The following is a 13635-nucleotide window of genomic DNA, read 5'->3' as shown; positions in this document are numbered from 1 at the left end:
CCTCCCCTCTTTCGTGCACACCGTGTGATGGAACGGCCTTCGAGATACCGCGGTGGTGTGCCGGGGCCGCGGGGATCCGGAAGGCGCTTCAGCCCTTTCCTCTACTGCGGTATGTGGAGCTCCACCTCCTCCAGGGTGTAGATCCCGTTCCTGAGGTGTGTGTCGAGGAAGGGGAGGAGGGCCTCGATGCGTTCCCTGGTGTCGATGAGCTCGAGGACCACCGGGAGGTTCTCAGAGAGGGAGAGGACCTTCACGGTGTGGATGTGTCTGTCCCTCCCGAAGCCGAATATCCCCCTGAACACGGTGAGGCCTGCGAGCCCCAGGGTGCGCGCCTGTTCGGCCACGGCCTCGTAGAGGGGGAGGTGGCCTATCTTCTCGTCCTCTGATGTGTAGATGCGCAGGCGTACGGCCTTCATCGGTACCTCCTCATATCCGTCCGGAGAGAGCGTACCACACGATGCGGGCTGCGAGGAAGCCCGCCGCTGCGGCGATGAGGCCGCAGAGGAGCTGTCCACCGCTGTAGAGCAGGGCGGGGAGGTAGTCGCCCTCGCGTAGGAGGGTAAGGGTCTCGTAGGTGAGTGTGGAGAAGGTGGTGAAGGCGCCCAGGAATCCCACGGTGATGAACGACCTGGTCGCGGGAGAGAGGGAGAGGCGCTCCGAGAGTCCCATCACGAAGGCGAGGAGGAAGCTCCCCATGAGGTTCACCACCACGGTGCCCCAGGGGAAGGTCCCGCCGCTCTGAGTCGAGATGAGGGAGGAGAGGAGGAAGCGGGAGACCGCGCCCCCTGCCCCGCCTATTGCGACCGCGACGATGAGGGCAAGATGCATCCTATGCCTCCACGGAGGCGACCTTCCATGTAGGTCCCACCCACAGGCCGCGGACAGGGATACCGGGGAAGTGCTCCGTGAGGAGATGGATGCCCCTACGGATGTGGGCGAGGTGGACCGCATCGTCCACCGGGTTGCCGGCGCAGTCGGTGTGGCCCGCCACGTAGACGGCACGCGCGCCGTGGACCTCGAACGAGATCTCCAGCTTCCGGAGGAGGCCGGGGATCTCTTCCAGCCGATGGGTGGCGAGAAGGCCGTCCATGCCCGGCTCGGTGATGGTGTCGATGAAGGCCCCGGGGTGCCGTTCGAGGAGGAACTCCAGGACCGGTCGCTGGATCCGTCCGTCCATGCAGGTGAGCAGACATATCCACTGGCTCATGGGGCCATACTAGGGGATGGAGGGGATGGTGTCCAGAGAGAAGGTGGGGCTTGCTTCGTGCCCTTCCGCCTTCTATAATCAGGCCATGAAACAACATCCTCCGAGCGCAATACTCCTCTTTTCCTGTCCCGACACCAAGGGGATCGTCGCAGAGGTCTCACACTTCATCTTCACCTACGGGGGGAACATCCTCCAGTCCCACCAGCACAACGATCCCGAGACCAACACCTTTTTCATGAGGGTGGAGTGGGACATCTCGGACTTCGCCCTTCCACGGGAGAAGATCACCCAGGCTTTCGAGCCTATCGCCATCAAGTACCGGATGGACTGGCGGATCGAGTTCTCGGACAGGCGGACCCGGATGGCGATCTTCGTCTCGAAGCAGGATCATTGCCTCTACGACGTGCTCCTGCGGCACAAGGAGGGGGAGATCGATGCGGATATCGTGATGATCCTGAGCAACCACGAGACCACGCGGCCGATCGCCGAGTACTTCGGGGTTCCCTTCTATTATTTCCCCGTGAACAGGGAGACCAAGGAGGAGGTGGAGGAGAAGGAGATCGCCCTCCTCAAGGAGCACGGGGTGGATCTGGTGGTGCTCGCACGGTACATGCAGATCCTCTCTCCCCGGTTCGTGAACGAGTTTCGGAACCGGATCATCAACATACACCACAGCTTCCTCCCGGCCTTTGCAGGGGCCAGGCCGTACCACCAGGCGTACGAGCGGGGGGTGAAGATCATCGGGGCGACGAGCCACTACGTGACCGAGGATCTGGATGAGGGGCCGATCATCGAGCAGGACGTGGTGCGGGTGAGCCACCGGGATACCGTGAGGGATCTCATGCAGAAGGGGAAGGATGTGGAGAAGCTGGTGCTCTCGCGGGCGCTCAAGCTCCACATCGATCATCGGATCCTGGTCTTCAGGAACCGGACGGTGATCTTCGACTAGGAGGGGCCGTGGCACGGGAGATCGAGGTGAAGGCGTGGGTGGAGGATCCCGTGGCCCTGAGGGGTCGGCTGGAGGCCGCCTACGGTGGGGGCGAGGCCTTCAGAAAGGAGGACGAGTACTACACGGGTCCTCCGGTGGAGGGGGTGCGGCCTCGTCATGTACGCCTGCGGAGGGAGGGGGAGCGGTGGACGTGCGCCTTCAAGGTGAAGCGGATTGAAGCGGGGGTGGAGCGGAACGAGGAGGTGGAGTTCGGGGTGGAGGATGCGGCGGCACTGAGGGCGCTTCTCGATTACCTCGGGTGTTCGTTCCTGGTGCGGAAGGTGAAGCAGGGGTGGCGGTTCCGGGGGGAGGGGGTGGTGGTGGAGTTGTGTGAGGTGGGGGGGCTGGGGTGGTTCCTGGAGGTGGAGGCGGTGGGTGCGGTGAACGAGGAGGATGCGGTGAGGCGGGTGCAGGATGAGCTTGCGCGGTGGGGGCTTAAGGATGCGGTGGAGGCGAGGACCTACCTTCAGCTCCTCTGCGGGCGTTCGGAGGTGGAGGGGTGAGAGGGGGGCTCGTCGCGGTCACGGGGGCGGGGGGGCACCTGGGTGGGAACGTCGTGGAGGTGCTGCTGAGGAGGGGGTACCGGGTGCGGGCGGTGGTGCGGCGGGACAGGCGTGCGGTGGAGGGGTGTGGGTGTGAGGTGGTGGAGGCGGAGGTGCTCGAGAGGGGGAGCCTGGAGCGGGCCTTCGAGGGGGCGGATGCGGTCGTGCACTGCGCCGCCTATGTGTCGATATCGGGGGGGCATGGCGGTTTGGTATGGCGGGTGAACGTGGAAGGGGTGCGGAATGTGCTGAATGCGGCGGCGCGGGTGGGTGTGTGGAGGGTGGTGCACGTGAGCTCGATCCACGCCTTCAGGGAGTGCGGAGAGGTGGTGGACGAGAAGGCGCCCCTGGTCGACGGGGAGGGGTCGGTGTACGACAGGAGCAAGGCGGAGGGGCTCAGGGTGGCGGCGGAGGCGGCGGCGCGGGGGCAGGATGTGGTGGCGGTCTGCCCCACGGGGATCATAGGCCCGAAGGACTACAAGCCGTCCCGCATGGGGAGGTTCTTCATTGCGCTCACGCGGGGGAGGGTGCCGGCGCTGGTGGAGGGGGGCTTCGACTGGGTGGACGTGCGGGATGTGGCGGAGGGGGTGGTGGCGGCGTTGGAGCGGGGGCGGAGGGGGGAGCGGTACGTGCTGTCGGGCAGATATGTGAAGGTGGCGGAGCTCGCCCGTGCGTGGTGTGGAGTGGCCGGCGTGAGGGCGCCTCGGGTGGTGGTGCCGCCGGGACTTGCGCGGATCGGAGCGGGTCTCGGTGGGATCCTCCTGCCTCTCCTGCCCGGTGAGCCGCTCTTCACTGCAGAGGCGATCAGGGCTCTCTCCTGGCGGACTCCGGTCTCGTCCGAGAGGGCGCATCGACGATTGGGCTACGTGGCCCGTCCGCTCGAGGAGACTCTCGAGGATACCTATCGATGGTTCAAGGAGTACGGCTATGTATGAGCGTCTCGTCCTTGTCTGGATGGCCCTCGCCGTGGCGGTGTGGATTCTGCTCTCAAGGGTGACAGCTCCCTACGGCAGATACGTGCGGCAGGGGTGGGGAACACCGCTCAATGCCCGGATGGCGTGGATGGTGATGGAACTCCCTTCCCTCATCATCCCGCTCTCCGGGCTTCTGTGGAGAAGGGCGGAAGGGGTGGCCGCCTTTTTCCTGGGGCTCTGGATCTTTCACTATGCCTATCGGAGCCTCCTCTTCCCCCTCCTCATCAGGGCACGCAAGGACGTGCCTTTCTCCGTGGTGGGGATGGCCCTCGCCTTCAACCTCGCCAACAGTGGGTTCAACACCTACTCGCTTCTCTTCGTGAAGGACTATGCCTCCTCGTGGGTCTCGGATCCCCGTTTTCTCCTGGGAGTGTGCCTCTTCCTCTCGGGGTTTGTGATGCACGTGGTCTCCGATGCACGGCTCAGGGCCCTCAGAAGCGAAGGGGAGGGGAGCTACCGTATCCCCCAGGGGTGGCTCTTCCGGTGGGTCTCGTGTCCCAACTACTTCGGCGAGATCCTCGAGTGGACGGGGTGGGCCCTCGCCACCTGGTCGCTCGCAGGGGTCTCCTTCGCACTCTGGACGTGTGCCAACCTCGTCCCCCGGGCCCTCTCACACCACAGGTGGTACCGAGAGCACTTCCCGGACTATCCTGCGGATCGGAAGGCCCTCATCCCCGTGATAGGGCCTTGACAGGGGGATGATTTTCGAGTATATACATGGACGCGTAAAGCGAGCCAACTTAGCTCAGCTGGTAGAGCACGTGACTTGTAATCTCGGGGTCGTCGGTTCGAATCCGACAGTTGGCTCCTGAAAAGTATGTGGGGAGATTCCCGAGCGGTCAAAGGGGGCAGACTGTAAATCTGCTGGCGTTTGCCTTCGAAGGTTCGAATCCTTCTCTCCCCACCGAGAGAGGCCCGTCCGGGCCTCTCTTTTTGTGTCTTCCACCGGGGGGCGCGGCTTTCTTGTTGAGAAAACCGGTGTTGTCGTATATCCTTAGTCTATGGCGTTGGAGTGGGTCCTCCTCTTCTTCAGTTTCTTCCTCTTCCTCTTCTCCCTCTTCCTCGAGGTTCCCCTGAGGAGGTGGATCCTGCTCTACACCTTCACCTTGTTCTTCACCGCCCTTCTCTATGTGATGGGGCATACGGTCTTCGTGGACGATCCCAATGTCCGGCTCATCTGGTACCATCCCCTCTTCCTCCTCCCCTTCTCCTGGTTCCTGGTGGCCACGGGGGCGGCGGGGTTCAGGGGGCGTATCCTCTTCTGGGTGAGGATCTTCCCCGTGGGGGTCTTCCTCCTCGGCGGGGTGCTCATGGGGGTGGCCCCCCTGTGGGTGTGGGATCCCGAGAGCTTCTCCCCCCGGTGGTTCTCCTATGTCTCGGGGGGGATCATGATCCTCTACTCTCTCGCCGTGGTCTTCTTTCGTTACGAGCGGTACGGGTGGTTCTTCCGTGCCTACAGCCCCCTCCTCGCCGCAGCCCCCCTGGGCTTCCCCTTCATCATGCTCCCTGAGGTCTTCATCCTCTGGTACCTCTTGGGGCTCTCCTTCGGGTGCATGGTGTTCCTCTCTGCCCTCGCCCACGATGCGCGGGTGGACGTCCTTCCCGCGGCGCGGGAGCTCATCTTCGACGCCATGCCGGATCCGGTGATCGTCCTCGATGCCACGGACAGGATCCGCTTCATCAACAAGGCGTGCGAACGCCTGGTGGGGCACGCCTCGCAGGAGGTGAGAGGGAAGGAGATCGATGTGCTCTTTCCCGGAGGCCTCTTCCCCCTCTCCCTCAGGGCGCACATGGAGCGGTTCGAGATACAGGTGGGTTCCACGCTCTTCGAGGTGCATGCCACCTGGATCACCGATGCCCTCGGCCGGCGGAAGGGCACCCTCTTCCACCTCTCGGATATCACGGCGGAGCGGGAGGCGGTGAACACCCTCGCCCTTCGTGAACGCCAGTACCGCAATGTGCTCGAGAACATCACGGTGGGGGTGATGCTCATCAACCGGGAGTACGTGGTACGTGCCTGGAACCGCAGGATGGAAGAGTGGTTCCCCGGGATCCCCTGGGGAAAGGAGGGGGTGCGGTGTGTGGAGATCTGCAAGGGGCCCGTGCTCCCCTGTGAGGAGTGCCCCCTTCCCCCGGTCTTTGCGTCGGGGAAGACGCAGCGAAGGGAGGTGCGGAGGCACACGGAGGAGGGGGAACGGATCTTCTCGATGGTCGCTACCCCTCATCTCGACGACGAGGGAGTGATCAGGGGGGTGGTGGTGCTCCTTGAGGATGTGACGGCGGAGCGGAGGGCGACTGAAGGGCTCGAGCGCTACAAGTTCATGGTGAACGCCTCTGCAGACTTCATGTCCCTCATAAGCAGCGACTTTCGTTACGAGGCGGTCAATGACGCCTTCTGCAAGGCGCACGGCAGGGGACGGGAGGACTTCGTGGGACGCCGGGTGGCGGACCTGTGGGGCGAAGAGACCTTCAGGGGAAAGATCCTGCCCTATATCCGGCGGGCCTTCGAGGGAGAGCGGGTGGTGGTGGAGGACCGGTTCGTCTTCGGGCTCCTCGGGGAGCGCGACCTCGAGGTGTCCTACAATCCCTACAGGGAAGGGGACAGGATCACCCACGTGGCGGTGGTCACGAGGGACATCACCTCCTACAAGGATGCGTTGCGCCGCCTGGAGGATGCGCGTCGCCAGGCCGAGGAGGCGAGCCGCGCGAAGAGCGCCTTCCTCGCGAGCATGAGCCACGAGATACGGACTCCTCTCAATGCGATCACAGGGATGAGCGATCTCCTGCTCCTCTCCCGCGTGTCCCCCGAGGTGGAGGAGGGGCTCGCCATCATCAAGGATTCTGCGGGCACCTTGCTCGCCCTCATCAACGACATACTGGATCTCTCGAGGATCGAGGCCGGAAGGATCGAACTGGAGCGCATCCCCTTGCGGTTCCCGGATCTGGTGAGACACACCTGGGAGATGTTCAGGCCTCAGGCCGAGACCAAGGGGCTTTCCTTCGAACTCCGCCTCTCGGAGGGCCTTCCCCCCGTGGTGAACGGTGACCCGGTGAGGATACGTCAGATCCTCATCAATCTCCTGAGCAATGCCCTCAAGTTCACCGAGGAGGGGGGGGTGACCCTCTCGGTGACGGGGCACCGCATGTACGATCGCGACTGGGAGGTGGAGCTGGTGGTGGAGGACACCGGCATCGGGATCCCGCCGGAGAAACTCGAGAGGATCTTCGAGCCCTTCACCCAGGCCGACTCTTCGATCACGCGCAGGTACGGCGGCACGGGCCTGGGTCTGAGCATCTCGCGCCAGCTCGCCGAGATGATGGGCGGGACCATCGTGGTCTCGAGCGAGGTGGGCCGGGGCAGCACTTTCGTGTGCAGGATCGTCCTGGAGGAGGCGGAGGGGGAAGCCGCTCCGCCGGCAAAGGGGCAGGTGTCGCGCGCCTCCCGCGCGATGAGGGTGCTCGTGGTGGAAGACAATCGGGTGAACGCCCTGGTGGCGAGGCGGCTCCTGGAGCATCTGGGGCATCGCGTGCTCGTGGCCGGGAGCGGAAGGGAGGCGCTCGACTTGCTCGGACGGGAGGAGGTGGATGCGGTGTTCATGGATGTGGAGATGCCGGGTATGGACGGGTTCGAGTGTGCGAGGAGGATCCGGGCCGGGGAGGCGGGTGAGCGTGCGAGGGTGGTGCCCGTGTTCGCCCTCACGGCGCACGCGGTGGGAGAGATCCGGGATCGGGTGGATGAGGTGGGTATGAACGGGGTGGTCCTCAAGCCGGTGGGGATAGAAGATCTCGATCGGGCCCTCGGCCGGGTCGCCGGAAGGGGGGAGGAGGTCTTCCCTCCGGTGCAGGATCTTTCCGAGGAGGATCTCCCCCACCTCGACGTGGAGGGTTCGCTCCTCAGGATGGGGGGAAGCAGGGAACTGCTTCGCGAGTTCTGGGAGGTATTCCTCAGGGACCTCGCGGAGAAGCGGTCTTCCCTTTCGGCTGCACTGGAGGGGGAGGAGTGGGTTGCGCTTTCGAGACTCGCCCACAGCCTGAAGGGGGTGTGCGGGAACGTGGGCGGGGTGAGGGCCGCTTCGCTCGCGAGACGGCTCGAAGGGGCGGCGAGCAGGGGTGCCGTGGAGGAGGCGAGGCGCCTCGCGCGTGAGCTGGACGAGGAGCTCGGGATCCTGGGTGAGCTTCTCGGGAGAGGCCCTGACATGATTCTTTCAGAGCAGGAGGACGGAAGATCCCATGGGTAAGAGCGCAAAGTACAGCAAGGACAGGATCCTCAACGCAGCGGTACGGGTCATCCGCAGGAAGGGTGTGGCGAACACGAGTCTGGCGGATATCGCGAAGGAGCTGGGGATGAGCAAGGGGACGCTCTACTACTACTATGCCTCGAAGAGCGATCTCATCTTCGATCTCACCGAGCGGCACATACGCTACATCACCGAGGAGATCCTCGACTGGGTGGCGAAGGCGAAGGACGAGTCCTCGCCGCAGGAGATCCTCCACGTGGTGCTCAACCTCCTGCTCAGGGGGAATACGAGGGGTCCGGTGCACCTCTACCTGCTCCAGGATGCGATCGGGGGAAACGAGATCCTGCGTCGCAGGTTCCTCCAGGAGTACGGGAGGTGGCGCCAGATCCTCCGGGCGGGGCTCGAGCAGCTTCTGGGCGAGCGGGAGGATGTGGAGGTGAGGGCTGCGGTGCTCATGGCGGTGATCGACGGGCTCCTGCTCGAGAAGCTGGTGGGGGTGCGACCTCTCTTTTTGCGGGAGATCTCGGAGTTTCTCACGAGGTAGGTGGCGTGAACCTGGTGGTGTTCCTTCCGGGTGAGGACTGCACGAGGCTCGTGCGGGGCGATAGGAGGTATGCGCACCTCGTCTCGGTGTTGCGGGTGCGGAGGGGGGATGTGGTGCGGGTGGGGGTGCTCGGCGGGAGGATGGGGGAGGGTCGTGTGGAGGAGGTGGGGCGGGATGAGGTGCGGCTCTCGTGCAGGTTCGATCGGGATCCTCCTCCGCCGTTGCCGCTTGTGCTCCTGGTGGCGGCGGTGCGGCCGATCGTGGGGAGGAGGCTCCTGCGGGATCTTGCCGCGCTTGGGGTGGAGCGGGTGGTGGTCTTTCCTGCCCGGCTCTCGGAGCGGTCGTACCTGGAGAGCACGCTGTGGAAGGGGGGGGAGTGGGAGCGGTGTCTCGTCGAGGGTGCAGAGCAGGGGGTGACGACGCGGGTGCCGGAGGTGGTCCGGGTGCGGTCGTTGGAGGAGGGGGTGGGGGTGTGCGGGGAGGGGGTGCGCTATGTGTGCGATGAGGCGGTGGGTGAGGGGGGGCGGGTGGCGAGGGCCGGGCGGTATGTGGTGGCGGTGGGGCCAGAACGGGGGTGGACCGAGGAGGAGCGGCGGGTGCTGGCGGAGGAGGGGTTCGTGCGGTTGTCGCTGGGGCCGCGGATGCTGCGGGCCGAGGTGGCGTGTCACGTGGCGGTGGGGAGGGTGGCGGAGGGTGCGGGGTGGTGGGGGTAGGGGGCGGGGTGGGCGGGCTTGTGTTCCGGGTGGGGGTGTAGTAGGATGAAGGGTATGAAGAGGATGGTGGTTCTGGTCGTGATGGTGGGGGTGCTGGCGGGGTGCGGGGGGCGGGGGAAGGAGGAGGTGCGGGCGCTGGGGTTTGCGGAGGCGGCGCCGGCGAAGATGGCGGCGTCGGGGGTGGAGGGAGCGGGGGATGTGGTGGGGGTGGAGCGGAAGCTGGTGCGGGAAGGGGAGGTGGAGCTGGAGGTGGGGGATGTGGGTGCGGCGGTGGGGGTGGTGAGGGAGATGGTGGAGGGTTGGGGCGGGTACGTGGCGAGGGTGGAGCGGTGGGAGAGTGGAGCGCAGGTGGAGGCGAGGGTCCCGGAGGGGCGGTTCGGGGAGGCGATGGAGCGGGCGGGGGAGTGGGGACGGGTGCTGAGCTCGAGCCAGCGGGTGATCGACGTGACCGAACGCTACTACGACCTGGAGACCCGACTCAAGAACGCGTATCTCCTCGAGGAACGCTACAGAGGGTACCTCGGTGAGGCGAGGACCCTGGAGGATATCCTCAAGGTGGAGGAGGCGATCTCACGGGTACGAACCGAGATCGAACAGATGGAGGGACAGAAACGGAGGCTGGAACAGGACATCTCGTTCTCACGTATCCTCTTCACCTTCACCCTTCCTCCGGAAAAGGCGCCTCCTTCGTATCCTTCGCTTAAGGAGGGCTTGGGGAGCCTGTGGGTGGGATTCGTTCGTTTCCTCTACGGTCTTCTCCTCGTGCTCATAGGACTGGTGGTCTTCGGCATCCCCGGGATCGGCGTCCTCGCCTTTCTCTACTGGCTCCTCCTCGGGAAGGTGGGGGTGCTTCGGAGGGTGTTCGGCGCGCTGTCCCCCGAGGGGAAACGAGGAAGGAGGGATGCATGAGCATATTCGATACGTTCGAGATCGCCCAGGTGGCGTTCATCGTGCGCGACATCGAGAAGAGCGCACGTGCGTGGGCCGCGCTCCTGGGAGCGGACCCTCCCGAGCCCGTGATCACCGGGCCGCAGGAAGAGGCCCACACGCTCTACCGGGGAAGGCCCACGCCCGCGAGGGCGCGCCTCGCCTTCATTCCGGCAGGTCAGGTCACTGTCGAGCTCATAGAACCCGACGAACACCCGAGTATCTGGCGCGAGTTCCTCGACGAGGAAGGGGAGGGGCTTCACCACCTTGGGGTGTACGTGAAAGACCTTCCGGAGAGGGCCCGACGGATCGAGGCGCTCGGCTTTCCCCTCGTGCAACAGGGGGACTACCCGGGAGGGCGCTATGCCTACATGGACACCCGCTCCCTCCTCGGGGTGATGCTGGAGCTTCTGGAAAACTTCTAGTCTCTCAGGAGCCTTCTTCCACCATGTTCCCTATGAAGTTGATGAGGGTGGAGCTCCCTGCGCCCGAGACGGGAGTGCCCTCCCTCGGAGGGGCGAGGCAGTAGCTGAACTTGTAGCCCCCGCTCCTCAAGGGGATGACGGTGATGACGATGTTGGCCTCCTGTCCGGGGAGCCGGAAGAGGAGGTACCGCCCCTCCTGCCTGAAGGCGCAGGAGAAGGATGTCTCCCCGAAGACGATGATCGCGCTGTCTCCCGAGATCTGTATACGCGAGATCGACCGCTCCTGCTCGGGGTCGGCGAAGCCGAGTACCTGGCCATTGCGGATGACCTGGATGACCTGGGTCTGCAATCTCCAAGTGCCGGTGAGGTCTTCAGCCGGGAGTGCCACCGAGAGGGCGAAGAGGAGGGCAGGGAGCAGTATCGTTCGTTTCACGACGCCTCCTTATGGGGGGAATCCCCTCCATGGTACTCCTCTTGGAGCAAAAAGACAAGAAAAAGGGAGCACTCCGCGTGCTCCCTTCCGCGTGGTTCGCTGCTCACCTCACTGTTCGAGCACCACGATGTCCACGGGAGGCCTGTACCGGCTCAAGACCGCGAGGGCCTCGTGCACGGGATGGGTCTTGAACTTCTCCACGAGATCGGGATCGACCGTACCCTTCTCGGCCTCGGGGTAGGCGTTCTGCCAGAGGATGTAATCGAACCTGGGCGCCCACTTCCTGGCCCCGAGGCGCGCGGTGGTGGAGCAGTTGTCCACCATGTAGGCGACGCCCTTGAAGTGCATGTAGGGATTGAGGGAGTCGACGGCCTCGATGATCGACTCGTTGACGATCTCGGAGTAGGCGTGTCCCTTCTCTCTCAGGATGTCCACCTGGGCCACGATGCCGGCCGCATAGATCCCTGCGGTGAAGGGATCGAGGGGGATCTTGTCTTCCACCCGCTCGGCGCGGACCTCTTCCCCCACCTTCCACATCCTGGTGTTGTCGATGGTCCTGAACGGGAACCGCTTGAGCCTCTTGCCTGCCATGATGACCGATCGTATCTCGTTCCCGCTCTCGACCTCTTCGTAGCATTCGAGCATCACCTCGAAGAGCGGCCAGTAGGCCGTGCTGTAGGCGGACTCGAAGATCTTCTTCTCCTCGGGCGAGAAGGCCTCGTACATGGCCTTGATGCCTTTCTTGGAGATGGTCTTGGAGATGGGGCCGGTGATGGACTCCACGGCGTGCTGGAAGGCGGTCTTCTCGTCCATGCCGTGGTCGGTGTACCAGCGGTAGAGGCTCTCCACCATGCCGTGGACCGCACCCAGGAGGATGCCCCGTTCACCGAAGATGTCCGACTTGTATTCCATCTCCAGGGTGGTGGCGAAGACATAGGGCGCGCCGATACCGACGGCCCACCCGAGGGCCTGATCCGTGGCCTTTCCGTTGATGTCCTGGACCACGGCGAAGCTGCAGTTGATGCCCGCGCCGTTGACCTCTTTCCCTTGCTCGTAGAGCCTTCGTACCGAGGGGCCCATGCCCTTGGGACAGACGCCGATGATGTTGATGTGATCGGGGAGCTTCTCGCCTATGGCATTGAGGTAGCCGATGAGGAAACCGTGGGAGAGTCCCAGGGTGGTGCCGGGCCGCATGGCGGCGAAGATCTCCTTGTAGAGCTCGACCTGGGCGGCGTCCGCGATGAGGAGGATGACGAGGTCGGACTCCCGTATGACCTCCATCATCTCGCCGAGGGTGCCGTTTTCCTCGGTGAACCCGGCGGCGCGGGCCTTCTCCATGGAGGAGGAGCCGGCCCTGAGTCCCACCTTCACCTTGATGCCGGTGCCCTCGAGGGAGTCGCGCAGGTTCATGGCCTGGGCAGGTCCCTGCGACTTCCACCCGATGACGCCGATCTGTCGGATCCCATCGAAGGCCTTCGGAAGGAGGGAGAACTTGTCCTTCCCGCCCTGTACCACGTATTCCTCGGTGCCTGCGAGCGTGATCTTCTCTTTTGCGAACACCTTGGTTTCGAAATCGATCATATCTGACTCCTTGGAGCTGGTGTGTGGTGAGTATACCACGTCAACGGTATTGCGTAAAGTGGTTTTTTTGCTATAATAGTTGCTGTTAGTGCAATTTTCTGGGGGACGTTGTGGACTTCCATGGCCTCACATGTTTCGTGGTGCTCGCCGAGACCCTCCACTTCAAGCGCGCGAGCGAGCGGTGTCACATGAGTCCCTCCGCCTTTTCGAGAACCATCAAGCGGCTCGAGGAGGAGCTCGGTATGCCCCTCCTCATCAGGGATACTCGGGAGGTGAAGCTCACGGCGGAGGGACGTTCCTTCCTGGCCAGGGCCCGCCAGATCCTCTCGGTATGGGAGGAGGCCCGTTCGGAACTCGGGCTCGCGGCGAGCGGTGTGGTGGGGACGGTGAGGATCTTCGCCTCGGTGACGGCCTGCTACAGTATTCTCGCGAAGATCCTTCCGCTGTTCCGAGGGCGCTATCCGAGCGTGCACATCCATGTGGAGACCGGCGGGCCGTCGGAATCGCTCCCTGCGGTCCTCGAGGAACGCGTGGACGTGGGGGTCATCGCCCGGCCGGATGTACTCCCTGATGTGGTGACCTTCTATCCGGTCACGACCACGCCGCTGGTCTTCATCAGGCCGGAGATGGACTGTGCGGTCTCCCGGCTCCTCGAGGGGGGGGAGATAGACTGGGGGCGGGTGCCCCTCATCTTGCCGGAGGGCGAACCGGCCCGTGAGAGGATCGAGGCGTGGTTCAGAAAGGAGGGGATACGCCCCACCGTCTACGGTGAGGCCTCGGGGAACGAGGCGATCCTCGCGATGGTGAGCCTGGGGTGCGGGGTGGGGCTGGTGCCCGCCCTCGTGCTCGAGAAGAGCCCGCTCAAGCACGGGGTGAGGGTGGTGGAGACGGCACCGCACCTCCCTCCCTACGAGGTCGGGTTCGCTGTTCGGAAGCGGAGGGCCCATCTCCCCGTCGTTCGCGCCTTTCTCGAGTGCGTGGAGGAGGCGAGGGGGGAGACGGGATAGGGAACGAGGGGCCGGTTCCGACCCCTCGCGTGTCTTCGTCATGGAGCAGGTGGTGC

General features: G+C 64.5%; 15 protein-coding genes and 2 tRNA genes. 12 read left to right on the top strand and 5 right to left on the bottom strand.

The features are described from left to right. Positions 1–101: 101 nt before the first annotated feature. From STHERM_RS08275 to STHERM_RS08265, 3 genes are read right to left on the bottom strand one after another with little or no spacing between them, the layout of a single operon-like run. Complete coding sequence (locus STHERM_RS08275) at positions 102–416, bottom strand: DUF190 domain-containing protein (protein WP_013314437.1); 315 nt, start codon at positions 414–416, stop codon at positions 102–104. 10 nt (positions 417–426) lie between these two features. Further along, positions 427–828, bottom strand: a complete 402-nt coding sequence (crcB, locus tag STHERM_RS08270; RefSeq protein WP_013314436.1) for a fluoride efflux transporter CrcB — start codon at positions 826–828, stop codon at positions 427–429. A 1-nt stretch (position 829) separates the two neighbouring features. After that, positions 830–1207 (bottom strand): carbonic anhydrase, encoded by a 378-nt coding sequence (locus STHERM_RS08265; protein WP_013314435.1) that lies wholly within the window; start codon positions 1205–1207, stop codon positions 830–832. A gap of 85 nt (positions 1208–1292) precedes the next feature. Between STHERM_RS08265 and purU the strand changes: the two genes are divergently transcribed. The 11 genes from purU to STHERM_RS08210 all read left to right on the top strand — a co-directional run bounded on the left by purU (position 1293) and on the right by STHERM_RS08210 (position 10558). Continuing rightward, a complete protein-coding gene (purU, locus tag STHERM_RS08260) occupies positions 1293–2156 on the top strand; it encodes a formyltetrahydrofolate deformylase (protein ID WP_041623783.1) in 864 nt (287 codons plus the stop codon). Positions 2157–2164: 8 nt separating this feature from the next. Further along, entirely contained in the window at positions 2165–2698 is a 534-nt protein-coding gene (cyaB, locus tag STHERM_RS08255) for a class IV adenylate cyclase (RefSeq protein ID WP_013314433.1), read from the top strand. Further along, a complete protein-coding gene (locus STHERM_RS08250; RefSeq protein WP_013314432.1) occupies positions 2695–3672 on the top strand; it encodes an NAD-dependent epimerase/dehydratase family protein in 978 nt (325 codons plus the stop codon). The genes cyaB and STHERM_RS08250 overlap by 4 nt, the downstream gene beginning before the upstream one ends. Then, positions 3665–4402 (top strand): 3-oxo-5-alpha-steroid 4-dehydrogenase, encoded by a 738-nt coding sequence (locus STHERM_RS08245; RefSeq protein ID WP_013314431.1) that lies wholly within the window; start codon positions 3665–3667, stop codon positions 4400–4402. The genes STHERM_RS08250 and STHERM_RS08245 overlap by 8 nt, the downstream gene beginning before the upstream one ends. Positions 4403–4445: 43 nt before the next feature. Next, positions 4446–4518, top strand: a tRNA-Thr gene (locus STHERM_RS08240). A gap of 14 nt (positions 4519–4532) precedes the next feature. After that, positions 4533–4615, top strand: a tRNA-Tyr gene (locus tag STHERM_RS08235). 97 nt (positions 4616–4712) lie between these two features. Further along, entirely contained in the window at positions 4713–7949 is a 3237-nt protein-coding gene (locus STHERM_RS08230; protein WP_013314430.1) for a PAS domain-containing protein, read from the top strand. Beyond that, positions 7942–8493: a TetR/AcrR family transcriptional regulator gene (locus tag STHERM_RS08225; protein ID WP_013314429.1), complete on the top strand. Its 552-nt coding sequence runs from the start codon at positions 7942–7944 to the stop codon at positions 8491–8493. The genes STHERM_RS08230 and STHERM_RS08225 overlap by 8 nt, the downstream gene beginning before the upstream one ends. Before the next feature lie 5 nt (positions 8494–8498). Next, positions 8499–9206 (top strand): RsmE family RNA methyltransferase, encoded by a 708-nt coding sequence (locus tag STHERM_RS08220; RefSeq protein ID WP_041623472.1) that lies wholly within the window; start codon positions 8499–8501, stop codon positions 9204–9206. Between the two features lie 54 nt (positions 9207–9260). Beyond that, positions 9261–10115 (top strand): DUF4349 domain-containing protein, encoded by an 855-nt coding sequence (locus STHERM_RS08215; protein WP_148223897.1) that lies wholly within the window; start codon positions 9261–9263, stop codon positions 10113–10115. Then, positions 10112–10558, top strand: a complete 447-nt coding sequence (locus STHERM_RS08210) for a VOC family protein (RefSeq protein WP_013314426.1) — start codon at positions 10112–10114, stop codon at positions 10556–10558. The genes STHERM_RS08215 and STHERM_RS08210 overlap by 4 nt, the downstream gene beginning before the upstream one ends. A 4-nt stretch (positions 10559–10562) precedes the next feature. On the opposite strand, the gene STHERM_RS08205 is transcribed toward STHERM_RS08210, so the two are convergent. After that, positions 10563–10991: a hypothetical protein gene (locus STHERM_RS08205; RefSeq protein ID WP_013314425.1), complete on the bottom strand. Its 429-nt coding sequence runs from the start codon at positions 10989–10991 to the stop codon at positions 10563–10565. Between the two features lie 108 nt (positions 10992–11099). Then, entirely contained in the window at positions 11100–12572 is a 1473-nt protein-coding gene (locus STHERM_RS08200; protein WP_013314424.1) for a ketol-acid reductoisomerase, read from the bottom strand. A gap of 110 nt (positions 12573–12682) precedes the next feature. Between STHERM_RS08200 and ilvY the strand changes: the two genes are divergently transcribed. Further along, a complete protein-coding gene (ilvY, locus tag STHERM_RS08195) occupies positions 12683–13579 on the top strand; it encodes an HTH-type transcriptional activator IlvY (RefSeq protein WP_013314423.1) in 897 nt (298 codons plus the stop codon). The last annotated feature ends 56 nt before the right edge of the window (positions 13580–13635 follow it).

Source organism: Spirochaeta thermophila DSM 6192, from assembly GCF_000147075.1.
Lineage (GTDB): Bacteria > Spirochaetota > Spirochaetia > Winmispirales > Winmispiraceae > Winmispira > Winmispira thermophila_A.
Note: the sequence above shows the minus strand (reverse complement) of the source record. Positions and strands in the feature narration are given on the sequence as shown.

What these genes read in the sequence shown, in the direction of transcription:
- STHERM_RS08230 (WP_013314430.1), top strand. Translation starts at nt 4,713, where the DNA reads ATGGCGTTGGAGTGGGTCCTCCTCTTCTTCAGTTTCTTCCTCTTCCTC.
- STHERM_RS08225 (WP_013314429.1), top strand. Translation starts at nt 7,942, where the DNA reads ATGGGTAAGAGCGCAAAGTACAGCAAGGACAGGATCCTCAACGCAGCG.
- STHERM_RS08265 (WP_013314435.1), bottom strand. Translation starts at nt 1,207, where the DNA reads ATGAGCCAGTGGATATGTCTGCTCACCTGCATGGACGGACGGATCCAG.
- crcB (WP_013314436.1), bottom strand. Translation starts at nt 828, where the DNA reads ATGCATCTTGCCCTCATCGTCGCGGTCGCAATAGGCGGGGCAGGGGGC.
- STHERM_RS08245 (WP_013314431.1), top strand. Translation starts at nt 3,665, where the DNA reads ATGTATGAGCGTCTCGTCCTTGTCTGGATGGCCCTCGCCGTGGCGGTG.
- STHERM_RS08200 (WP_013314424.1), bottom strand. Translation starts at nt 12,572, where the DNA reads ATGATCGATTTCGAAACCAAGGTGTTCGCAAAAGAGAAGATCACGCTC.
- purU (WP_041623783.1), top strand. Translation starts at nt 1,293, where the DNA reads ATGAAACAACATCCTCCGAGCGCAATACTCCTCTTTTCCTGTCCCGAC.
- STHERM_RS08215 (WP_148223897.1), top strand. Translation starts at nt 9,261, where the DNA reads ATGAAGAGGATGGTGGTTCTGGTCGTGATGGTGGGGGTGCTGGCGGGG.
- STHERM_RS08210 (WP_013314426.1), top strand. Translation starts at nt 10,112, where the DNA reads ATGAGCATATTCGATACGTTCGAGATCGCCCAGGTGGCGTTCATCGTG.
- STHERM_RS08275 (WP_013314437.1), bottom strand. Translation starts at nt 416, where the DNA reads ATGAAGGCCGTACGCCTGCGCATCTACACATCAGAGGACGAGAAGATA.